This is a genomic window from Paenalcaligenes sp., from assembly GCF_030152715.1.
GTDB lineage: Bacteria > Pseudomonadota > Gammaproteobacteria > Burkholderiales > Burkholderiaceae_B > Paenalcaligenes > Paenalcaligenes hermetiae.
Window position 1 is genome coordinate 15688 of sequence record NZ_JASLIX010000127.1, and the last position, 21416, is coordinate 37103.

General features: G+C 48.0%; 19 protein-coding genes and 1 tRNA gene. 13 read left to right on the top strand and 7 right to left on the bottom strand.

Features of this window, described 5'->3' with window-relative positions; translation table 11 throughout:
* Positions 1 to 13: 13 nt before the first annotated feature.
* Positions 14 to 1006, bottom strand: coding sequence for a TRAP transporter substrate-binding protein (locus Q1V74_RS10300; protein WP_300648665.1), 993 nt, complete (start codon positions 1004 to 1006; stop codon positions 14 to 16).
* A 443-nt stretch (positions 1007 to 1449) separates the two neighbouring features.
* Between Q1V74_RS10300 and Q1V74_RS10305 the strand changes: the two genes are divergently transcribed.
* The 4 genes from Q1V74_RS10305 to Q1V74_RS10320 all read left to right on the top strand — a co-directional run bounded on the left by Q1V74_RS10305 (position 1450) and on the right by Q1V74_RS10320 (position 5217).
* Positions 1450 to 2883, top strand: coding sequence for a gamma-aminobutyraldehyde dehydrogenase (locus tag Q1V74_RS10305; RefSeq protein ID WP_300648667.1), 1434 nt, complete (start codon positions 1450 to 1452; stop codon positions 2881 to 2883).
* 36 nt (positions 2884 to 2919) lie between these two features.
* Positions 2920 to 3693, top strand: a complete 774-nt coding sequence (locus Q1V74_RS10310) for a nuclear transport factor 2 family protein (RefSeq protein WP_300648669.1) — start codon at positions 2920 to 2922, stop codon at positions 3691 to 3693.
* Positions 3694 to 3773: 80 nt separating this feature from the next.
* Entirely contained in the window at positions 3774 to 4490 is a 717-nt protein-coding gene (locus Q1V74_RS10315) for a GntR family transcriptional regulator (RefSeq protein WP_300648671.1), read from the top strand.
* A 22-nt stretch (positions 4491 to 4512) separates the two neighbouring features.
* Positions 4513 to 5217 carry a cache domain-containing protein gene (locus Q1V74_RS10320; RefSeq protein ID WP_300648673.1) on the top strand — a complete coding sequence of 235 codons (705 nt, stop codon included), beginning with the start codon at positions 4513 to 4515 and terminating at the stop codon, positions 5215 to 5217.
* Positions 5218 to 5249: 32 nt separating this feature from the next.
* Here Q1V74_RS10320 and Q1V74_RS10325 read toward each other — a convergent pair.
* A tRNA-Met gene (locus Q1V74_RS10325) sits at positions 5250 to 5326 on the bottom strand.
* A gap of 64 nt (positions 5327 to 5390) precedes the next feature.
* Here Q1V74_RS10325 and scpB point away from each other — a divergent pair.
* The 8 genes from scpB to typA all read left to right on the top strand — a co-directional run bounded on the left by scpB (position 5391) and on the right by typA (position 15786).
* Positions 5391 to 6005: an SMC-Scp complex subunit ScpB gene (gene scpB, locus Q1V74_RS10330; protein ID WP_260649030.1), complete on the top strand. Its 615-nt coding sequence runs from the start codon at positions 5391 to 5393 to the stop codon at positions 6003 to 6005.
* 23 nt (positions 6006 to 6028) lie between these two features.
* Positions 6029 to 7489: a pseudouridine synthase gene (locus Q1V74_RS10335; protein ID WP_300648676.1), complete on the top strand. Its 1461-nt coding sequence runs from the start codon at positions 6029 to 6031 to the stop codon at positions 7487 to 7489.
* Between the two features lie 251 nt (positions 7490 to 7740).
* The gene (gene rimP / locus Q1V74_RS10340) at positions 7741 to 8232 is read left to right on the top strand and encodes a ribosome maturation factor RimP (RefSeq protein ID WP_260649028.1); all 492 of its coding nucleotides are present in this window, start codon (positions 7741 to 7743) and stop codon (positions 8230 to 8232) included.
* The gene (gene nusA, locus Q1V74_RS10345) at positions 8229 to 9707 is read left to right on the top strand and encodes a transcription termination factor NusA (RefSeq protein ID WP_300648678.1); all 1479 of its coding nucleotides are present in this window, start codon (positions 8229 to 8231) and stop codon (positions 9705 to 9707) included. Before rimP ends, nusA begins: the two co-directional genes overlap by 4 nt.
* 82 nt (positions 9708 to 9789) lie before the next feature.
* Positions 9790 to 12768: a translation initiation factor IF-2 gene (gene infB / locus Q1V74_RS10350; RefSeq protein ID WP_260649026.1), complete on the top strand. Its 2979-nt coding sequence runs from the start codon at positions 9790 to 9792 to the stop codon at positions 12766 to 12768.
* A 5-nt stretch (positions 12769 to 12773) separates the two neighbouring features.
* Positions 12774 to 13178, top strand: a complete 405-nt coding sequence (gene rbfA, locus Q1V74_RS10355; protein ID WP_300648681.1) for a 30S ribosome-binding factor RbfA — start codon at positions 12774 to 12776, stop codon at positions 13176 to 13178.
* Positions 13179 to 13219: 41 nt separating this feature from the next.
* Positions 13220 to 13969 carry a tRNA pseudouridine(55) synthase TruB gene (truB, locus tag Q1V74_RS10360; RefSeq protein WP_260649024.1) on the top strand — a complete coding sequence of 250 codons (750 nt, stop codon included), beginning with the start codon at positions 13220 to 13222 and terminating at the stop codon, positions 13967 to 13969.
* On the top strand, positions 13966 to 15786 hold the full coding sequence (gene typA / locus Q1V74_RS10365; protein WP_260649023.1) for a translational GTPase TypA: 1821 nt from the start codon (positions 13966 to 13968) through the stop codon (positions 15784 to 15786). The genes truB and typA overlap by 4 nt, the downstream gene beginning before the upstream one ends.
* 29 nt (positions 15787 to 15815) lie before the next feature.
* On the opposite strand, the gene Q1V74_RS10370 is transcribed toward typA, so the two are convergent.
* The 5 genes from Q1V74_RS10370 to Q1V74_RS10390 form a co-directional block, all read right to left on the bottom strand.
* Entirely contained in the window at positions 15816 to 16592 is a 777-nt protein-coding gene (locus Q1V74_RS10370; protein WP_300648684.1) for an ATP-binding cassette domain-containing protein, read from the bottom strand.
* A gap of 3 nt (positions 16593 to 16595) precedes the next feature.
* Entirely contained in the window at positions 16596 to 17309 is a 714-nt protein-coding gene (gene hisM / locus Q1V74_RS10375; RefSeq protein ID WP_260649021.1) for a histidine ABC transporter permease HisM, read from the bottom strand.
* The gene (locus Q1V74_RS10380; protein ID WP_300648686.1) at positions 17306 to 17995 is read right to left on the bottom strand and encodes an ABC transporter permease; all 690 of its coding nucleotides are present in this window, start codon (positions 17993 to 17995) and stop codon (positions 17306 to 17308) included. The genes hisM and Q1V74_RS10380 overlap by 4 nt, the downstream gene beginning before the upstream one ends.
* Before the next feature lie 82 nt (positions 17996 to 18077).
* Positions 18078 to 18875 carry an ABC transporter substrate-binding protein gene (locus Q1V74_RS10385; protein ID WP_300648688.1) on the bottom strand — a complete coding sequence of 266 codons (798 nt, stop codon included), beginning with the start codon at positions 18873 to 18875 and terminating at the stop codon, positions 18078 to 18080.
* Positions 18875 to 19576 (bottom strand): TIGR00730 family Rossman fold protein, encoded by a 702-nt coding sequence (locus Q1V74_RS10390; protein ID WP_300648690.1) that lies wholly within the window; start codon positions 19574 to 19576, stop codon positions 18875 to 18877. The genes Q1V74_RS10385 and Q1V74_RS10390 overlap by 1 nt, the downstream gene beginning before the upstream one ends.
* On the opposite strand from Q1V74_RS10390, the gene Q1V74_RS10395 reads away from it, so the two are divergent.
* Positions 19575 to 21416: DNA polymerase (locus Q1V74_RS10395; protein ID WP_300648692.1), on the top strand; the 1842-nt coding region annotated here is incomplete at its 3' end. The two genes, Q1V74_RS10390 and Q1V74_RS10395, sit on opposite strands and share 2 nt — an antisense overlap.

Here is a 21416-nt window from a genome sequence, read left to right on the forward strand (position 1 = left end):
CGTTGGAGGATAATTACTGTTTATTGGCGGCTTCGGCGGCTTGAATACGCTCAGCACCGATTTCGGCTTCGAATTTTTTCCATACAGGGCGCATGGCTTCCCGCCATTTCTCGCGCTGTTCTGGAGTTAAGTAGATAATTTCTGTGGTTTTAGCGTCTAGGATGGCTTGTTTATCGCGTTCATTAAGAGCGGCAGCTTTTTTATTGACCTCTACGGTGACCTCATCCATGACCTCGCTTAGGGTCGTACGAATGTCCTCAGGCAACTCGTTCCAGAATTTGGTGTTAGTGATGACCATGTAATCGAGCAAGCCATGATTGGACTCAGTGATGTACTTTTGTACCTCGTGCATTTTTTGGGAGTAAATGTTGGAGTAAGGGTTTTCTGCGCCGTTCACAACACCGGTTTGCAAACCCTGATAAACCTCGGAGAAACTCATTTTACGGGGGATGGCACGTAGGGCTTTAAATTGCTCATCCAGCACGGCCGAAGCTTGGACGCGGAATTTTTGACCACGAGCGTCTTTAGGCTCTACTAATTTTTTATTAGCTGAAAGCTGTTTTAACCCGTTATGCCAATAGGCTAAACCCGTAATGCCTTTATCTTCCATGGATTTAAGTAGTTCTTGACCCACAGGACCTTTTTGGAAGCGATCTACTGCATCCATATCATCAAAAAGGAAAGGGAGGTCAAAAATTTGAATGGGTTTGGAATAGTGTTCAAATTTAGCTAATGACGGAGCAATAATTTGGACATCGCCTAGCATTAAGGCTTCCATTTCTTTGCCATCACCAAATAAAGAGGAGTTGGGGTAAACCTCGACTTTGACTTTGCCAGGTAGGCGTTCTTCGGCAAGTTGCTTAAAGAGAAGGGCGCCTTGGCCTTTGGGGGTATGCTCTGCAACAACATGAGAGAATTTAATAGTAATGGGGTCGGCGTGTGCTGCGAAGCTAGCCACACCAAAAGACATCGCCACAATTAGGGCTTTAGCTGTAAATTTAAACACAGAAATCTCCTTGTTTTGTGCTTGTTTCATTAATTTTATTACCGTCTTTATTATTAAGACTCATTGAAAATATTGTATCGATTTTTCATGGGTTGAACATTTAAAAATACACTACTTTGAGTTAGGTCAATACTCATACTAAAGTTGTAGATAGTTAGGTATATAGCGATCTTTTGTTTCTAAACTTTTGTTTTTCTATGCTTTTTTATATTTATATATAAATATATTTGCGTGAATTTAATTCATTAAATGGACTTTAGGTCTGTATATGCTGTGGACGTGGGCTAATAGAATAAAGATATGGTTTCTTTGTTGAGGTTGACTTAGTAGTAACCCTTCTTTTCTCGCATTGACATATAACATATGACTTCATATGATTAAATTTATGGAGGTTAGGGTGTCTGCGCTCGCAGTCACGGTCATAGCAAACAGAGGAGCACATAATGCAACATAGCCAAGTATTAAAAAACTACATCAACGGGGCTCTGGTTAAGGCGCAAACTCAGGATTATTTTGATTTGGTCAACCCCGCTACCGAGGAAGTCATCGCCCAATCGCCAAATTCGAGTCAGGCTGATATTGATCAAGCCTATCTGGCTGCGCATGAGGCATTTAAAACATGGGGGCGTACGACCCCTTCTGTGCGACAAAAAGCGCTGCTGGATTTAGCGGATGCGATAGAAAAACACAGTCAGGAACTGGTGGATAGCCAAAGTCGGAATACAGGGCAGCCTAAACATTTAATCGCCTCGGAAGAGGTTGCCGTGTGTGCGGACCAGATTCGTTTTTTTGCAGGGGCCGCACGCATGCTCGAAGGCAAGGCCACAGCAGAATATATGGAGGATCTAACCTCTTCTATTCGTCGAGAACCGTTAGGGGTGGTGGGGCAGGTGACACCGTGGAACTACCCTTTGATGATGGCAGTATGGAAAATTGCTCCGGCGTTAGCAGCGGGCAACACGGTGGTGTTGAAACCCAGTGATACAACTCCAGAAAGCACCTTGTTATTGGCACAAATCGCTGGTGAGATGTTGCCAAAAGGGGTATTTAATGTGGTGTTAGGCAAAGCCGATGCGGGTGAAAAGGTCGTGTCTCACCCTCAGGCGGCCTTGGTCTCTATTACAGGGTCTGTGCGTGCGGGCAAAGCGGTCGCTAGTTCAGCAGCAGCGAACTTGACACGTACACACCTAGAGCTCGGTGGGAAAGCACCGGTGATTGTTTTTTCTGATGCGGATTTGGAAAAAGCCATCGAGACGATTGCAGTGGCAGGTTTTTTTAATGCGGGCCAGGATTGTACCGCTGCGACACGTGTTTTGGTGCATGAGTCAATTCATGATGATTTTTTAAACCGTTTGGTGGAGGCGGCAAAAAATACCCAATATGGGGATCCGGATGATGAGAATGTTCTCTATGGGCCCGTTAATAACCCCAATCAGCTCGAGCGGTTGACTGGATTCATGTCAAGAATACCAGCTCATGCCAAGATTGAAACAGGCGGTAAAAGAGCAGAGCGTAAGGGTTTTTTCTTTGAGCCCACTGTGATTTCGGGATTAAAGCAAGACGATGAGATGATCCAAAATGAAATTTTTGGTCCGGTGATTACCGTGCAAACCTTTACGGACGAGGCCGATGCGCTCACTAAAGCTAATGGGGTGCCGTACGGACTAGCCTCAAGCGTTTGGACTAAAGATCATGGGCGAGCGCAGCGTTTTGCTCGTGGGCTGGACTTTGGAACGGTATGGATTAATACGCATATTCCATTGACGGCAGAGATGCCACATGGGGGCTTTAAATGCTCGGGGTATGGCAAAGATTTATCCATGTATGCTTTAGAGGAATACACGCGAGTTAAACATGTGATGAGTGCGCATGAGTAAATGTGTGATGACGTCTTACGATAAGGAACCTTAACGATGAACACCAATACTGATAAGCGCCAGCTGGTTGCGCAAGCGCACGATGCTTTGTTTAACCGGCATGATGTTTCTGCATTAGCACGTTATTTTGCGCAAGATTTTATTGAGCACTCGCCCTTTGTGGCGGATGGGCTGGCAGGGTTAAAAGCCATGATTGAGTCAAAACCGAGCTTGCAGCACGAGGCAGCGCGTATTTTAGTGGATGGGGATCTGGTTGCTGTACATGGTCGCTATGTGGGTTTAGAAGACCAGCCCTTGGTTGGTTTTGATCTATATCGTGTACAAAACGGTAAAATCACAGAGCATTGGGATGGATTGGTGCCAGAAGCGCCTGCTAATGCCAGTGGGCGGACGCAATTAAGCGGTCCTACGGCTATTGACACTCAAGCGGATACAGAAGCTAACCGTCAACTGGTGCTGGATTTTTTTCAACGATTTTTAATCGAGGGGGACTATAACGTAGCCTTTGATTACACGACAGGGGATCATTTTCATCAGCACAGCCCAGATATTGCCGACGGTGCACAGAATATGGTGTCGTTTTTAACGGCTATCCGAGACGAGGGACATGGGCTGGAGTATAAAAAAGTTCATCGTACAGTGGCCGAAGGACAGTTTGTCTTGACGCAATCGGAAGGCGCTATTGCTGGTAAACGTCACGCGTATTTTGAGCTATGGCGGGTAGAAAAAGGTAAAGTGGCTGAGTTATGGGATGCTATCGCCGAGGTACCAGAGGATCACGAAGCTGTTCATCAGCATGGGATTTTTTAACGTACATTGGTAGATAAGGTGGCAAAGCCATCAGAGCAGACCCCATTGTGGGGTCTGTTTTTCTATAAGTAGGATGAAAAATGGATAGTTTTGCGGTCGTGTACGCCCCATTAGGGCAAGAAACACGAACAGAGCAGGTCGTGCAGCGTTTGCGTGGTGCAATTACTTCGGGATTGTTGAGTGCAGAAGAGCAATTACCTAGTGAAAGCGATTTGGCGCGGATGCTAGGGGTGTCAACGGTAACGGTCCGCGAAGCCTTGAATACATTGCGGGCGCAAGGGCTTATTGATACGCGGCGAGGGCGTCATGGGGGGAGCTTTGTTTGTCAGCTTGAGGCACTGGATCAGGTACATTTACGTTTTTTTCAAACGCTAACTACTGAGTATATTAGTGACTTGGGAGAGTTTTACTGTGCGTTGGCCGCGCGTAGTGCTTGGTTAGCCGCACAGCGGGCAACGCAAGATGAGTGGACGTTGTTTGCGCGTTTGGTTGAGCAGTTTCAGGCGGCATCCACAGCGCATACACGAGCACGGGCGGATATGCGCTGTATGATTACGCTGATTTCCTATGCGCAATCGGCGCGTCTGGTTAGCCAAAGCTTACAATTACAAAATGAATGGATGCCGCTTACGGTGGTACTGTATGAAAAGAACGGTATACATGAGCGTCTTGTCACAGACTACCAACAGCTGCTCAAGGCTCTTCAGCGAAGTGATGCGACGCAAAGTCGAGCGCTAATCGAGCAGCAAATCGAGTTTATGATCGAGCAAATACTAACGATAAAAATGCAAAATTAAGGACGGTAAACAGGAGGAGATCATGTCATTACAGCTGGCCGCCCAACGCATTGTTAGTCATCTAAACCAAATTATTCAAATGGCGCAGCACACAACAGCAGGGCTTGCGCAGGATATTTCCGCGATTTTACGTACCTCAAAAACCACACGGCTAAATCAGGAGCAAGCGGAAGCATTAAAGTCCAAAGTGTTTTATCGGCTTAGTCTTGACCCGTGGGCACAAGGAGCCGGTTTTGCTGATTATCAGGCGCCGCCATCCATGGTTGAGGATGAGTTTTGGTTGTTAAAATGGTGGATAAGAGAAAAGGGTGTGATTGTTGCGCAAGAAATAGAGCTTAACCAGAACGCTGCGCAGTTTTTTGATTTTACTGAAAGAGATTGGTTTCAAAAGCCTAAAACGGCACATGTGACGTATATCGAGGGCCCGTATATTGATTTTTTGTGTAACCGTTCTTTTGCATTGACGGTGGCGAGCCCTGTTTTGGTGGGGGAGCAGTTTCGGGGGGTTGCTGCCGCTGATTTGTTGGTGAGTACGATTGAAACGGAGCTGCGCGATGCGCTTATTCAGCTGGAGTGCCCTGCTATCATAGTAAACCATCGGGGGCGGGTGTTAACGTCGACCGCACCACGGATTCGGCCGGGCATGTTATGGAAACCTTCGACCGAAGTCGCGGCTGTATTTAGGGCGGTACTGCCTTTTCAGTTGGTGTTGTTAAAAGAAAAATAAAAAAGCCCCTGATAAATCAGAGGCTTTGAATCTGGTTGCGGGAGCCGGATTTGAACCGACGACCTTCGGGTTATGAGCCCGACGAGCTACCATGCTGCTCCATCCCGCGCTAGAGTTGTTATAATATACTGACTAAAAAAAAATTGCAAGCACCACTGGGAAAATCACCAAAAATGATGGAAAATGAGGTACAACGGGTTCTTGAAGCAGTGTTATTATGTGCAGAACAACCGTTATCAATACAACAACTACGAAAAGCGTTTGACCCTTTTGACCTTTCTGCGGATACAATAAAGCATCATTTATCGATTTTGCAGCAATCTTGGCAAAACAAGGGCCTTGAGCTTGTGCAGGTGGCGAACGGTTGGCGGTTTCAAAGCCGACCCGATATCCAGCCTTATCTTTTACGCTTGCAAAATGACCGTCCCGTACGGTATTCGCGTGCTACATTAGAAACCTTAGCGATTATTGCATGGCGTCAGCCTGTTACACGTGGTGATATTGAGGACATACGTGGGGTAAGTGTCTCAACACAAATTATTCGCACTCTCGAAGACCGAGGCTGGATCGAGGTGCTTGGCTATAGGGATGCGCCGGGTAAACCCGCATTATTTGGCACCACAAAACAATTTTTAGATGATTTGTCTTTGCGCTCTATTCAGGATTTACCTGCATTAGATACGCCGCAGGACATTGATGTTATTCAACAAACACTCTCAAATTCGCTAACAGTGACACATGGTGATACTCCCCCTTCTGTGGGTGCGGAGACAGCGAAAAAAATGTAAAATAGAAGGAGTTTTTTAGTCCAATGACTGATACAACACAGCCAGTCCCGGAGGCTACGTCTACGCCTACCAAGGGCAAAGGGCGCAAATTACGTACCCCTTTTCGACGTCGTCGTGGGGATGCCATGCCCGAACAAAAAGCCCGTAAACCACGTGGCCCAGCCCCTTTTAAGCCCGTAGCCGAAGCACCCCAGACCTCTAGCCCTAAACCGCAGCGTGCCCATAAAAATACGAAACGCGCACGCCCAGTGCGACCAGGACGTCCTGCTCAAGACGATACGGATTTGGGTTTGTCCTTTTTATCGGATAATGACTTGACCTCTCAGCGTCTTGAGCGTTTTTTAAGTACCGATGCAGTTAAACCCAAACTACATAAAGTTTTAGCCGACGCTGGTATTGGGTCACGTCGTGAAATGGAAGATCTGATTATTTCAGGTCGAGTGTCAGTAAATAGTGAGCCTGCCTATATAGGGCAGCGTGTGAGTGCGGATGATGTGGTGCGCGTTAATGGGCGCATTATCAAACGCCCACGTGCAGATAGACCTCCACGTGTCATTCTTTATCACAAGCCAGCTGGAGAAATAGTCAGTCATGATGACCCGGGTGGGCGTGATACCGTATTTTCGCGTTTGCCAAAGATTAAAGTTGGTAAGTGGTTATCTGTAGGGCGTTTAGACTTAAATACAGAAGGGCTGTTGATTTTTACTACTTCGGGGGATTTGGCGCACCGCTTTATGCATCCTCGTTTTGGAGCAGAGCGTGAGTACGCTGTCCGTGTTTTGGGCGAGCTCACCGAGGAGCAGGCCAAGCAATTAACCACCGGCATTCAGCTTGAAGACGGTATGGCACAGTTTGGCTCACTTGAATTTGTTGGTGGCGAGGGCAGTAACCGTTGGTATCGAGTGACAATTCATGAGGGACGTAACCGCGAAGTGCGTCGCATGTTTGAAGCCGTAGGTTTAACCGTCAGCCGCTTGATTCGTACGCGGTTTGGCGAGATTGTTTTACCTCGTAACTTGCGTCGAGGACGTTGGGAAGAGCTGTCGGATGAAGTGGTCGTTGCGTTAATGGTACGTTTGGGTCTGTTACGTGCGGATGGGTCTTCCGGCCAGGGGCCGCGCACGCGTCGTTCTCAGCAGCCGCTAAGCCACGCGAGTGCCTTGCCTCCAGGCTACGGTGTATCCGAACGTCCGATTCGACGCGGCGGACAGCGCGGGCAGCCTATGGTTGTTGGGGATGCGATGGGTACAGGTTTGTTAGTGAGCGGTGGCTTGGCAAATGGTCATCCAGATGCTGGGCGTGCTAACCCAAGGGGCTCATTACGTCGCAGTGCTCACAATGGGGGGCGTAACCCAAATGCTCAGCGTAAGAGCAGCCCACGTGCTGCAGCGCGCTCGGGAACAAGTCGTCGTCGCGAGGATTGGCAGCCCGGTGCGGGCGCTCACGAATCCAAGCTTGCTCGTGTGGGTCGTAAAGGACGTTAATCGGTGCGACACCGTAAATTGAATAAATAAAATGCCAGTAAGCTCACTGCTAAAGCTCAAACGATTGATTTCAACAAAAAAATTTTGATTTTCTGTTAGAATATAGAGCTTAATACGGGATTGTTATGTGAACAGATGTCAGAACAGTGCCGGTTCGCTCTTTTTGAGCATCGTTTAGCAATGAACTGATTTATTTTGGTTAGTAAATCAGTAGCAGTGGGCTGGCATACAGCCCATTTTTTTTGGATTTTATGACAGATATTTTCGCACTAACTCAGGAAAGCCTGTTGGGGACGGACATCGAGCTGGTCGATGTAGAGCGCGCCCCAAAAGGCTTGTTACGGGTTGTGATTGACCATCCCAATGGCATTACCATTGATCATTGTGAGCAGGTCTCTAAGCAACTCTCGCGTGTTTTCGAAGTTGAAGACATCGATTACAACCGTCTTGAAGTCACTTCCCCAGGGGTGGATCGCCCTTTAAAACGGGTTGCTGATTTCGTTCGATTTGCAGGTTCACGTATTGAACTACGATTGTTTGAGCCTGTGGAAAACCAAAAGGTATTTCGTGGTGTTCTGTATGCCCCCGAAAACATGCAGCCTTCCGAGGCGACGGTGGATACTGAATTTGTGTTAGAACTAGAGCAGTCAGCGGGCGAGGTACGAGATTTAACATTTACGTTTGATGATGTGGATCGTGCCAAATTAGACCCCATTCTTGATTTCAAGGGTAGAAAGCGATGAGTCGCGAAATTCTTTTGCTAGTCGATGCACTGGCACGTGAAAAAGGTGTTGAGCCAGAAGTGGTTTTTGGTGCCCTAGAGGGAGCTTTGGCTTCAGCAATGAAACGTCTTTTCGAAGAGGACGTTGATATTCGGGTAGAGATTAACCGTCAAACGGGCGAATACGAAAGTTTCCGTCGTTGGTTAGTGGTACCCGATGAGGCAGGGCTTCAGGAACCGGATAAGCAGGAAATGTATTCCGATGCGCTAGAGTACGCTCCAGAGATCGAAGTGGGCGACTATATCGAAGAGCCTCTCGAGTCGATTGAGTTCGGACGTATTGGTGCGCAAACAGCAAAACAGGCGATTTTACAGCGTATACGTGATGCCGAGCGCGAGCAAATGCTCAATGACTTTCTGGATCGCGGCGAGACCATCGTATCGGGCACCGTTAAGCGCATCGACAAAGGGGATGCCATTGTCGAAATGGGTAAAATCGAAGCCCGCTTACCACGCAGTGAGATGATCCCCAAAGAAAATATTCGTATGGGGGATCGAGTGCGGGCGTGGGTACAAAAAGTGGATCGTTCCGCCCGTGGCCAGCAGGTGTTTCTATCTCGCACCGCACCAGAGTTTATTCGTGAGCTCTTTGAGAACGAGGTTCCGGAAATTGAACAAGGTCTACTCGAAATTAAAGCAGCAGCTCGTGATGCTGGGGTACGCGCTAAAATAGCCGTGGTGGCTTATGATTCCCGTATTGACCCCATCGGTACATGCGTGGGCATGCGCGGTTCGCGTGTGACGGCCGTACGCAATGAGCTCGGTGGTGAGCAGATCGACATTGTATTGTGGTCCGAAGACCCAGCAGAGTTTGTTATTGGTGCCTTAGCCCCTGCTAATGTGCTTTCGATTGTGGTCGATGAAGACAAGCATGCCATGGATGTGGTTGTGGATGAGGATAATCTGCCTAAAGCCATTGGGGCGCGTGGTCAAAACGTGCGCTTGGCTTCAGAGCTAACCGGCTGGCAGATTAACATCATGACCCCCGAGGAAAGCCAAAACCGCCAAGAAGAAGAGCGCAAAGCCTTGTTGGATTTGTTTATCCAGCGTTTAGATGTGGACGAAGACGTTGCGGGGGTATTAGTGGACGAGGGCTTCACCGGTTTAGAAGAGGTCGCTTATGTACCGATTCAAGAGCTATTGGATATTGAGGCTTTTGATGAGGATATCGTTAACGAGCTACGTACCCGTGCGCGTAATGCCTTATTGTCTGAGGCCATTGCCAAAGAGGAACTCGTCCAGTCCGTGGCAAAAGATCTTCAAGAGATCGAAGGCATGACCCCAGATGTTTTAGCCAAGCTCGCAGAAAAAGGGATTGTTACCCTTGATGATTTGGCTGAATTAGCCACAGATGAGCTTGCGGAAATAGCAGATCTGGATAGCGAAGCCGCCAGTGATATGATTATGCGCGCTCGCGCTCATTGGTTTGATGAGTAAATCAATGTTGCATATACGCCGCACTTTTGTGCGGCAACTGGGGTCATATTTATTAGAATAAAAGAGTTAAAGAGAGAGTCGAATGCCGAGTAACACAGTTGAACAGTTCGCAAAAGAACTAAAAACGCCCGCCGATACGCTGCTAGAACAACTGCGTGCAGCAGGGGTTCAGGTAAAATCGGTAAACGATGTCATCACCGCAGCGGATAAAGCGAAATTGATGGACTCGGTTCGTGGGGCTAAAATCACCCTAACGCGCCGTAAAACTTCCGAAATCCGTCAGGCTGACGGGTCAGGGCGATCACGCACTATTCCTGTAGAGACCCGTAAAAAACGGGTTTTTGTAAAGCGTGATACCGCTGAGTTACTGGCAGAGGCTGAAAAAGCTCAAGCTACGGCCCAGCCTGCACCCCCTAAAGTGGATGCGGAGCCTGCCGTAGTGACCAAAACTACAGAGCCAAAATCTGTGAAAACCGATTCAAAACCAGCTCCTGCTCAGCCGGAGCCGGTTAATGAGGTCGCTTCAAAAACAGAAGCAACTCAACCCGTAGTACCTGAAAAGGCGGTGGAGCCTGATCAGGTCAACGCACCATCCGCACCAACCCAGGCGGATGCCAAACCAATCCCGCAGTCTGTGACACCCGAAGCCAAAGCTTCCGCTCCACAAAAACATGTTGAGCCCACTGCACAGACTCCAGTTAACAAGCAGCCTGATTCTGTGGAAAAGGCTGTAGAGGTAAAGCCTGCCGTGGCAGAACAGACGAAAAAACAGGATAACGTGGTCGACGAGAAAAAAACCGCTAAAAAGACAAGCCCTGCGCGTAAAGAGCAGACCAATAAAGGTCGTGGCGCAGCCCATTCCAAACCCCGCCCTGCGGCAAAAATGCCAGTGCCTTCTTTAGGGGATCGCCATCCTATTTCTGATGCCGTTGTGGATGACCCCGAAGCTGAGCGCGAGCGTGAACGTGCTCGCCGTGCTGCTGCTGCAGAGGCCGCTGCGATTAGTGAAATGCTAAATCGTCCACGCAAAGTATTGCGTGCGGCTGACCCTGAAAAGGAAAGCAAAAAAGCAACGAAAACAGCCAGCAAAAAAGACGCTAAAGCCTCCGAGGCGAAAAAAGTCGCTAAGCCAGCAAAAGCAGCAGATAATAGCGGTTGGAATGACAATCGCCGTAAAACGTCTAAAGCAGATGTGGCTGCAGCCGCAACAGGTAAAGAATCTTGGCGCGCCTCTTCCCGAGGTGGTCGTCGTGGTCGCCGCGGTCGCGAAGAAGAGCAGCGTCAGCAGCAGCCTCAGCAGCCCGAGTTTATCGCTCGCGAGGTTGCTGTGCCAGAAACCATTACGGTGGCTGATTTAGCGCACAAAATGGCAATTAAAGCGACCGAGGTGATTAAACACCTTATGAAGCTTGGTCAAATGGTCACCATTAACCAAGTCTTAGACCAAGAAACTGCTATGATTTTGGTCGAGGAAATGGGCCATACGGCGGTAGCCGCTAAACTCGATGATCCCGAGTCATTCCTAGAGGATGTATTTGTTGGGGAAGTCGAAGAAGAGCCGCGCGCGCCAGTCGTGACAGTAATGGGGCACGTTGACCATGGTAAAACATCATTGCTTGACCACATTCGTCGTGCCAAAATCGCAGCGGGTGAAGCCGGTGGTATTACCCAGCATATTGGTGCATACAACGTAAAAACCGATCGCGGTAATATCACGTTCTTAGATACTCCCGGTCACGAAGCGTTTACGGCGATGCGTGCGCGTGGTACAAAATCCACCGACGTGGTGATTTTAGTGGTGGCTTCGGACGACGGTGTGATGCCTCAAACACGAGAAGCCATTCACCACGCCCGTGCCGCCGAGGTTCCAATTGTGGTAGCGATTACCAAAATTGATAAACCCGAGGGTAATCCTGAGCGCGTCAAACAAGAGCTAGTGGCTGAGGAGGTCATTCCCGAAGAATACGGTGGTGATGTGCCTTTTGTTCCTGTGTCCGCACGTACCGGAGAGGGGATTGATGAGCTGCTAGAAAACGTTTTGCTTCAGGCGGAAATGCTAGAGCTAACGGCTCCCGTCAATACACCGGCTCGGGGCACTGTGATCGAAGCGCGCTTAGATCGTGGGCGAGGTCCAGTGGCAACGATTTTAGTCCAGAGTGGTACGCTACATCGTGGTGACACCGTACTCGTTGGGGCTAGCTTTGGTCGAGTGCGAGCCATGACGAACGAGCTCGGTAAGAACTTGGCAGAGGCAGGGCCATCGATTCCTGTAGAAATCCAAGGTCTGACCGAGGTACCCGCTGCGGGTGATGAGCTCATTGCCATGGCAGATGAGCGTAAAGCTCGTGAAATTGCTCTGTTCCGTCAGGGTAAATACCGCGATGTAAAACTAGCGCGTCAGCAAGCAGCTCGCCTTGAGTCTCTCTTCGAGGACGCTAGCGACGAGGCAAAAGTGTTGTCGCTTATCATTAAAACGGATGTACAAGGGTCACAAGAAGCGCTTGTGTCTTCGTTATTAAAATTGGCTACGGACGAAGTTAAAGTTCAAGTGGTACACGCGGCGGTAGGTGGTATTTCCGAAAGCGATGTGAACTTGGCTATTGCTTCGAATGCCGTGATTCTAGGCTTTAACGTGCGTGCAGAAGCCACCGCACGTAAACAAGCCGAACTCAATGGTATTGATATTCGTTATTACAACGTCATTTACGATGCTGTAGACGAAGTCAAAGCCGCGCTATCCGGTATGCTGAAACCCGAAGAGCGAGAAGAAGTCATTGGTATGGTTGAAATCCGCGAGGTCTACCATATCTCTCGCATTGGTAAAGTGGCCGGTTGTATGGTGACCGAGGGTCTAGTGAAACGGGATTCGCAGGTGCGTTTGCTGCGTGATAACGTGGTGATCTGGACAGGGCACTTGGATTCTTTACGACGCTTCAAAGACGACGTGCGTGAAGTTCGTCAGGGCTTTGATTGCGGTATTACTTTACGCGGCAACAATGATATCGAGGTCGGGGATCAACTCGAAATCTTCGAAATCAAAGAAATTGCCCGTACTTTATAATTTTTATGGCAAGACATAAAACCAAACCTATAAGCGGACGTAATGTCCGCTTGGCTGACCAGATCCAAAAGGATCTGGCAGCTCTAATCCAACGCGAAATCGATATGTCGCAGGCGGGGCTTATCACCTTAACCGGTGTGGAACTGTCTGCTGACTACGCCCACGCTAAAGTTCATTTCACTGTGCTTGGTGCGGAGCCCGAAACCGCGACTGAAATTCTTAATGCCAAAGCAGGCTGGTTGCATTCGCAGCTATATAAAATGCTGCACATTCATACCGTACCTACTTTGCGCTTCTTTTATGATGATCACGTAGTACGGGGCATGCAGATGACTAAACTCATCGAGCAAGCGAACCGTCCTTTTAACGCTGATCTGAAACCCGACGACGACCCAGACGACCAGCCGTAATCGGCTGCCGTTTTTGGTTTTTTTCTTTAGGAATAACGATCATGGCAAGCCGACGACGCGGACGCTTGTTGGACGGCGTGTTGCTGCTCGATAAGCCCGCCGGACTTTCAAGTAATCATGCATTACAACGCGCTCGTCGTGCTTTAGACGCGCGCAAAGCAGGGCATACGGGCACTTTAGATCCGTTTGCTACGGGGTTATTGGTATGTTGTTTTGGTAGAGCGACAAAATTATCAGGTTTGCTTCTAGAGGCCGATAAAGCCTATGAAGCTACCTTGCAGTTAGGGGTGGAAACCGATTCCGGTGATTTAACCGGAGAGCCGGTTGCCACGGCGACTGACTTTACCATTACACCTGAACAGGTGTATGCCATCTTGCCGCAATTTACGGGTGCTATACAACAAATACCACCGATGTATTCGGCGTTAAAACGCGATGGTAAACCTCTGTATGAATATGCCCGTCAGGGGATAGAGCTGGAGCGCCCTCCACGAGATGTGACGATTCATCAGCTGGAGGTTTTAGCGCTTAGCCCTACCGAAATTCGTATATTTGTACGTTGCAGTAAAGGCACATATATACGTACTTTAGCCCAAGATATTGGCCGTGCTTTAGGTTGTTATGCCCATTTAACGGCATTACGTCGCACTCAAGTTGGGCCTTTTTCTATTGATCATGCAGTAGAACTCGAAACCTTACAAAATCATTCGCATGGCGACAGTTTATTGTTAGCTCTAGACAGTTTGCCAGCGGAATTACAGCTAGACAACCTCAGGAAGGAAGCACTATGACTCGCGCCTTGCGCAATGTGGCTATTATTGCTCACGTAGACCACGGTAAAACGACTTTAGTTGATCAGTTACTTAAACAATCCGGTACGTTCCGTTCCAATGAGCATGTGACGGATCGCGTGATGGATTCGGGTGATATTGAAAAAGAGCGTGGTATCACCATTCTAGCCAAGAACTGTGCGGCAGAATTTGAAGGAACGCATATTAATATTATCGATACGCCCGGACACGCCGACTTTGGGGGTGAGGTGGAGCGTGTGTTATCGATGGTAGATGGCGTTTTGTTGTTAGTGGACGCGGTAGAGGGTCCAATGCCACAAACCCGCTTCGTCACGCGCAAAGCGCTAGAAATCGGCTTAAAGCCTATTGTGGTCGTGAATAAAATTGATCGCAGCGGAGCTCGCCCTGATTTTGCAATTAATGAAACCTTTGATTTATTCGACAAGCTGGGTGCTACGGAAGAGCAGTTGGATTTTCCGATTATTTATGCTTCGGGCTTAGCGGGTTTTGCTGGACATAGTCCTGATATCCGCGAAGGCGATATGCGTCCTTTATTCCAGGCGATTATTGATCATGTTCCCCAGCGTGATGATGATCCCGATGGCCCTTTGCAATTACAAATTTGCTCGCTCGACTATAACTCTTACGTTGGGAAAATTGGCGTAGGACGAGTCAATCGTGGCCGTGTGCGTGCAGGGCAAGAGGTCGTTGTGCAGTTTGGACCCGAAGGCGAGCCGATCAAAGCCCGTATCAATCAAGTACAGACATTTAAAGGCTTAGATCGACAACAAGTCAAAGAAGCTCAGGCCGGTGATATTGTTTTGATTAACGGTATCGAAGAGATCGGTATTGGATGTACGGTGATGGATCCGAACCATATTGAACCATTGCCTTTGTTGCGTATTGATGAGCCCACCTTGACCATGAATTTTATGGTGAACTCATCGCCTTTAGCTGGGCGCGAAGGGAAATTTGTGACCAGCCGTCAGATTCGTGATCGCTTAGAGCTCGAGTTAAAATCCAATGTAGCTTTGCGTGTAAATGATACCGGCGATGATACGACGTTTGAAGTCTGTGGCCGTGGTGAGCTGCATCTTACGATCCTCATTGAGAATATGCGTCGCGAGGGATATGAGCTTGCTGTATCCCGACCACGGGTGTTGATTCGTGAAGAAAATGGGGTCAAAATGGAACCCTATGAGCTACTTACCGTGGATGTGGAAGACGCCCATCAAGGCGGGATCATGGAAGAGCTCGGCCGCCGTCGTGGTGAACTACTGGATATGCAACCCGATGGAAATGGGCGCACGCGACTAGAATACCGTATTCCAGCCCGTGGCTTGATTGGTTTTCAGGGCGAGTTTATGACCTTAACGCGTGGTACTGGTCTGATGAGTCATATTTATGATGAGTACCGTCCTATGCGTGAAGGCACCGTAGGGGAGCGTCGCAATGGGGTGTTAATTAGCCAAGATGATGGTGAAGCCGTTGCTTATGCGTTGTGGAAACTGCAAGAGCGTGGGCGTATGTTTGTTAGCCCCAATGACCCTGTTTACGAGGGCATGATTATTGGTATTCATAGTCGCGATAATGACTTGGTTGTAAACCCGATTCGAGAGAAAAAGCTAACGAATATCCGTGCATCGGGTAAAGACGAACACATTGACTTGGTGCCTCCGATTCGTTTAACGCTTGAGTATGCGGTGGATTTTATTGATGATGATGAGCTCGTTGAGGTCACACCTAAGTCCATTCGTTTGCGTAAGCGTTATCTCAAAGAACATGAGCGTCGTAAACACGCACGAGATGACGTTTAATGAAAAAGCGGACTTTATGTCCGCTTTTTTTATTTGAGATTGCCAGCTAAAAACTGCTGTAGACGTGGACTTTTTGGGTGGTCCAGGACTTCTTTAGGTGAGCCTTGTTCTTCGATCAGACCTTGATGTAAAAAAACCACCTCGCTGCTCAGATTACGCGCAAAGCCCATTTCATGTGTGACGACCAGCATGGTACGACCCTCTTCGGCTAGTTGCTGCATGACACGCAGTACATCGCCGACCAGCTCGGGGTCTAAGGCAGAGGTGGGCTCATCAAAGAGCATGACCTCAGGTTCCATAGCTAGCGCACGAGCGATGGCCACGCGCTGCTGTTGACCACCAGACAAGTGGGCCGGGTATTGTTTATAAGCCGCTACAGGTAGACCCACTTTTTCTAAATAGTATTCGGCACGCTCTTGTGCTTCTTTTTTGCTTATTTTTAATACTTGCGTGGGGGCCTCCATGACGTTAGCAAGCACATTCATATGCCCCCATAGATTAAAGTGCTGGAAAACCATGGCTAAACGTGTGCGCATGGCTCGCAGTGTTGTTAGATCAGAGATGGTAGGCTTCCCTTTTGAGCTGCGAATAGCTTCTACGCTTAGCTGATCTAGCTGGACTCGCCCTTGATCAGGCAATTCTAAAAAATTAATGCAGCGCAAAAAGGTACTTTTTCCAGAACCACTTGAGCCAATGATGGAAATCACATCGCCTGCCTGTGCGCTTAAGGATACGCCTTTGAGCACATGGTGATCGGCGTAGCTTTTATGAATATTATGAACAGTAAGTTTAGGACTGGTGGACATGACTTAATGGGTGTGAGGCTGAAGAGGAAGGAGTAAGCGCTTTTCTAATAAACGAAAAATGCCAACAAAAATAAAAGAAATCACTAAATAAATCAATGCCGCTAAGCCATAAGAGGCAAAGGTTTCATAGGTGGCAGAGTTCGCGTCACGAGCAATTTTTAAAATGTCGGGTACAGTAGCCGTGAAAGCTAACGAGGTAGCATGAAGCATTAAAATGACTTCATTGCTATAAGCGGGTAGCGCTCGACGCAAAGCGGAAGGCAAAATAATACGACGATACATCGTACTTTTTTTCATGCCATAGGCACGAGCGGCTTCAATTTCTCCGGCGGGAGTTTGGCGAATCGCTCCGGCAAAAATTTCTGTGGTATAGGCTACGTTATTTAGTACCAAAGCCAACACCATGCAATTAAAACCACTTTGAAAAAAAGCATTCAGTGCGGGGGTTTGTTTGACGAGCTCTAGGCTGTACATCCCTGTATAAATAAAAAGGATCTGTACATATAAAGGTGTACCCCGAAACACATAGGTAAAGAGCCAAATAGGCTTAGCGATATAAGGGCGAGCGGAGTTGCGGCCAATGGCCATAAATAGGGATAGCACAAAGCCAATGGCTAAGGATATAGACAGCAGCCACAGTGTAATTGCAAGCCCCGATAGCTGCCCATTGCTAGAGTAAAGATAGGCCTGCCAAAATTCTTCGATAACGGTATTCATAACTCAGCCTGTTTTACCCCAACGGAATAGCGTTTTTCTAAAAGGTACAACACACCATTAGAGACCGTAGTGAGTGCTAAGTAAATCAGGGCAGTAATGCTGATAAACAAAAACACTTTAAAGGTGACATTGCCCGCATTTTGTGCCACTTTGACAAGGTCGTTAAGCCCAATGAGTGAGACCAGCGCTGTGGCTTTTAGTAGTACTTGCCAGTTATTTCCTAGGCCGGGGATAGCATGGCGCATCATTTGTGGAAATTGAATGCGGTGAAAACGCTGCCAACGGGTTAAGCCGTATGCGATAGCGGCCTCGTCTTGGCCGGGGGGGATGGCTATGAACGCGCCGCGGAATGTTTCGGTAAAGTAAGCGCCATAGATAAAGCCAAGGGTGAGAACCCCAGCGGTAAAAGGCTCAATGTCGATATACGGTAAATGGAGTAAATCCGTGAGCTCATTGAGGTACATTTGCATACTGAAAAAGATCAGTAGCAGTAAAACCAAGTCAGGGATACCGCGAATTAGCGTGGTGTAGCAGGCAGCCAGAGTACGAGCGAGCCGATTTTTTGATAGTTTAGCGCTTGCAGCGATTAAGCCTAATACTACGGCTACTATCAAAGAGAGTATTGCTAATTTAATGGTTTCCCATGTTCCCGCGACCAGTTGCGGGCCATAACCCATTAAGAACATGTGAAAAAGTAATAAAAGCTAAAGACAGTATAAAACCCGCATAAAACGGGTTTTATAGTAAAAGTGATTGATTATACGGGAGTTATTTACCAGAGGGGAACTCGATGGTGTTTGGCTCGAAGTATTTTTGGCTAAGCTGTTGGATTGTGCCATCAGCGAGCATCGCTTGAATGGCCTCGTCAACTGCGGCTTTGAGTTTTTTGTTTCCTTTACGTAAGCCAATAGCGATGGGTTCATTTAAAATGGCGCTATCTTTAATGGTGTCGCCCGTAAGTTGAAAATCAGCACCTTCGGGTTTATCTAAAAAGCCGTTTACCGCATTGGGGGCTTCTTGGAAGGAAGCATCAATACGGCCCGCCGCCAAGTCGGTAAACGCATTGGTGTAGCTTGGGTAAGCAATGATCTGAACCCCTTTAGGTGCCCATTCTTTGCGAGCATAGGTTTCCATGGTGGTCCCCTGTTGTACGCCAACACGTAGCCCCTTTAAGGACTCTGCCGTGGGTTCTAAAGGTTTATCTTTGTGTGCAACCAAGCGCGAGGCAACGATGTACAACGGGGACGAAAAATCAATGACTTTGCGTCTAGCGTCGGTCGCTGTCATCGTGGAGTTTGCCAGGTCAAACTTACGTGCTTGTAAGCCTGGGATTAGGCTATCAAAAGACTGGTCAATCCAAACACATTTGGCTTCTAGGCGTTTACAGATTTCATTGCCAATATCAATATTAAAGCCTTGGAGCTCGCCGTTGGGAGCGATATATTCAAAAGGCGGGTAGCCGGCTTCTGTAGCAATACGAATTTCTTTAAAGTCGCTAGCCTGTGCTAGAGAGGCGACAGAAAATAAAGTCGCAGCCAATAGGCGTGTTATATGTTTTCTCATCATTAATCCTTGGTGTAGGGCGTTTCTTGAGGAAGAGCTGGTGCTTTATCGCTTTCAGAAACGATTTGCGAACAGCAAGCATTCACAATATCCATCACTTCATCTAAGTCATCCGTAATTGTGACTAAGTTTACGTCATTTGGCGAGATAAACGCATGGGGAATTAACTGATCTTTTACCCACTGCACCAAGCCTGACCAAAACTCAGAGCCGACGAGTACAATAGGAGCAGGCGGATTTTTACGCGTTTGCACAAGGGTGATTGCTTCAAACAGCTCATCTAGAGTTCCAAAACCACCTGGCAGGGCTATATATGCTGCGCTATGCATAAAAAAGGTGGCCTTGCGCGAATAGAAGTACTCAAACTGTAAGCTATGAGTTTGATAAGGGTTATTAGAGGTTTCACGGGGTAGGCGTATATTTAGGCCGACGCTTTTGCCGCCTGCTTCATAGGCGCCTTTGTTGGCTGCCTCCATAATGCCAGGACCACCGCCAGCAATCACAGGATAGCCGGCGTTGGCTAAGCGCTGCCCTAGTTCTTCGGCTAATTGGTAGTATTTATGCTCTGGCTTAATGCGTGCGCTACCAAAAACACTTACCCCCCAACCGATTTCCTGTAAAGTATCTGCAGCTGTGTGCAGTTCTTTGCTGATGGTGGGGATTTGCATCGATGCAGGTAAACGAACAATTTTATTATTAGACATGAAAAAAACCTTGTTGCTAGTTGATGGGTCCAGTTATTTATATCGTGCGTATTATGCAATGTTGCGTAGTAATTTAACGAACGCACGTGGTGAACCCACGGGTGCCATGTATGGTGTGATCAATATGCTACGCAAGCTTCTGCAAGACATTGATGCGGATTATATGGCTTGTGTGTTTGATGCTAAGGGTAAAACCTTCCGAGATGAATTGTATACGGAATATAAGGCTCAGCGCGAATCCATGCCCGAGGATTTAGCCCAACAAGTTGCCCCTTTGCATCAGATTATACAAGCAATGGGGTGGCCTTTACTGTGTATTCCAGGGGTAGAGGCGGACGATGTGATTGGGACCTTAGCTTGCAAAGCCAGCGCCAAGGGCGTGCATACCATCATTTCCACCGGTGATAAGGATTTAGCTCAATTAGTAAACGAAAACATTGAGCTAATAGATACGATGAAAGATGAACGGTTGGATGTGGAGGGAGTAATACAAAAGTATGGGGTAAAGCCCGAACAAATTATTGATTATTTAATGCTGATGGGAGATACCTCTGATAATATCCCCGGCGTGCCTAAGGTGGGGCCCAAAACAGCTGCTAAATGGATTAACCAATATCAGAGCTTGGATAATCTAATTGCCCACGCTGATGAAATCAAAGGGGTAGCGGGTAATAATTTACGTGAGTTTATCCCTAACTTTGAGCTAACTCGCCAGTTGGTGACCATTAAGTGTGATTGTGAGCTGCCTGAGACGCTTACCGATATTACGCACTTAGCACCTCGAGCCCAAGACACGGCCAAACTAGAGCATTATTTTAATGAATATGGTTTTAGAACCTGGTTGCGAGAGCTGACGGGCAATGAAGACCAATTACCCACCCAGGATCGCAGTAAAGCTTCTGCGGCTCCCTCTGCGCCACAAGCCGCTGCAGAAGCGGTACCGGTATTAACGATTACTTCGACGGATTACCGCACGCTGCTAGATAAAGCGGAGTTTTTGCAATGGGTGGATAAATTGCAGCAAGCTGAACTAGTGGCTTTGGATACGGAAACCACCTCATTAGATCCAATGCAAGCGCGCTTAGTGGGCTTGTCTTTTTCGGTGGAGCCGGGCCAAGCATGTTATATCCCGTTGGCGCACCGTGGTCCAGATCAAGTGCAACAGCTCGATAAAGCATGGGTGTTAGAACAACTTAAACCGTGGCTTACCTCCTCGAAGGCAGCAAAGCTTTTACACAATGCTAAATATGACGCACACGTTTTTGCGAACGAGGGGATTACGTTGGCTGGCATTGCCGAGGACACCATGCTGCAAGCTTATGTATTGCAAGCGCACCAACGTGTCAATATGGAAGACCTTATGCAGCGTTGGCTTGGTGTGACAGGGACATCGTATGAGTCCATTTGTGGTAAAGGCGCTAAGCAAATAGGCTTTGATGAGGTCGCTGTGGATGTAGCAGCTCATTATGCGTGTGAGGATGCAGATATGACGTGGCGCTTGCATCGTGTCCTACGCCCACAGGTTAAAAGTCACGAAGGGCTGGAGCGTATTTATCAGATAGAGCTAAAAACGTCCGAGGTGTTAACAACAGTAGAGCGCAATGGTGTAGCAATTGATACAGCATTGCTACAGAAACAAAGCCAAGACTTGGGTCAGCGTTTGGTTGATTTAGAGCAGCAGGCTTATGCTTTAGCAGAGCAGCCATTTAATATGAACTCGCCTAAACAAGTTGGGGAGATTCTTTTTGAAAAAATGGGCATACCGGTTGTACGTAAAACTGCAGGCGGGGCGCCCTCAACCAGCGAGGATGTTTTACAGGAGCTGGCATTGGATTATCCT

What these genes read in the sequence shown, in the direction of transcription:
- Q1V74_RS10305 (WP_300648667.1), top strand. Translation starts at nt 1,450, where the DNA reads ATGCAACATAGCCAAGTATTAAAAAACTACATCAACGGGGCTCTGGTT.
- Q1V74_RS10310 (WP_300648669.1), top strand. Translation starts at nt 2,920, where the DNA reads ATGAACACCAATACTGATAAGCGCCAGCTGGTTGCGCAAGCGCACGAT.
- Q1V74_RS10315 (WP_300648671.1), top strand. Translation starts at nt 3,774, where the DNA reads ATGGATAGTTTTGCGGTCGTGTACGCCCCATTAGGGCAAGAAACACGA.
- Q1V74_RS10320 (WP_300648673.1), top strand. Translation starts at nt 4,513, where the DNA reads ATGTCATTACAGCTGGCCGCCCAACGCATTGTTAGTCATCTAAACCAA.
- scpB (WP_260649030.1), top strand. Translation starts at nt 5,391, where the DNA reads ATGATGGAAAATGAGGTACAACGGGTTCTTGAAGCAGTGTTATTATGT.
- Q1V74_RS10335 (WP_300648676.1), top strand. Translation starts at nt 6,029, where the DNA reads ATGACTGATACAACACAGCCAGTCCCGGAGGCTACGTCTACGCCTACC.
- rimP (WP_260649028.1), top strand. Translation starts at nt 7,741, where the DNA reads ATGACAGATATTTTCGCACTAACTCAGGAAAGCCTGTTGGGGACGGAC.
- nusA (WP_300648678.1), top strand. Translation starts at nt 8,229, where the DNA reads ATGAGTCGCGAAATTCTTTTGCTAGTCGATGCACTGGCACGTGAAAAA.
- infB (WP_260649026.1), top strand. Translation starts at nt 9,790, where the DNA reads ATGCCGAGTAACACAGTTGAACAGTTCGCAAAAGAACTAAAAACGCCC.
- rbfA (WP_300648681.1), top strand. Translation starts at nt 12,774, where the DNA reads ATGGCAAGACATAAAACCAAACCTATAAGCGGACGTAATGTCCGCTTG.
- truB (WP_260649024.1), top strand. Translation starts at nt 13,220, where the DNA reads ATGGCAAGCCGACGACGCGGACGCTTGTTGGACGGCGTGTTGCTGCTC.
- typA (WP_260649023.1), top strand. Translation starts at nt 13,966, where the DNA reads ATGACTCGCGCCTTGCGCAATGTGGCTATTATTGCTCACGTAGACCAC.
- Q1V74_RS10370 (WP_300648684.1), bottom strand. Translation starts at nt 16,592, where the DNA reads ATGTCCACCAGTCCTAAACTTACTGTTCATAATATTCATAAAAGCTAC.
- hisM (WP_260649021.1), bottom strand. Translation starts at nt 17,309, where the DNA reads ATGAATACCGTTATCGAAGAATTTTGGCAGGCCTATCTTTACTCTAGC.
- Q1V74_RS10380 (WP_300648686.1), bottom strand. Translation starts at nt 17,995, where the DNA reads ATGTTCTTAATGGGTTATGGCCCGCAACTGGTCGCGGGAACATGGGAA.
- Q1V74_RS10385 (WP_300648688.1), bottom strand. Translation starts at nt 18,875, where the DNA reads ATGATGAGAAAACATATAACACGCCTATTGGCTGCGACTTTATTTTCT.
- Q1V74_RS10390 (WP_300648690.1), bottom strand. Translation starts at nt 19,576, where the DNA reads ATGTCTAATAATAAAATTGTTCGTTTACCTGCATCGATGCAAATCCCC.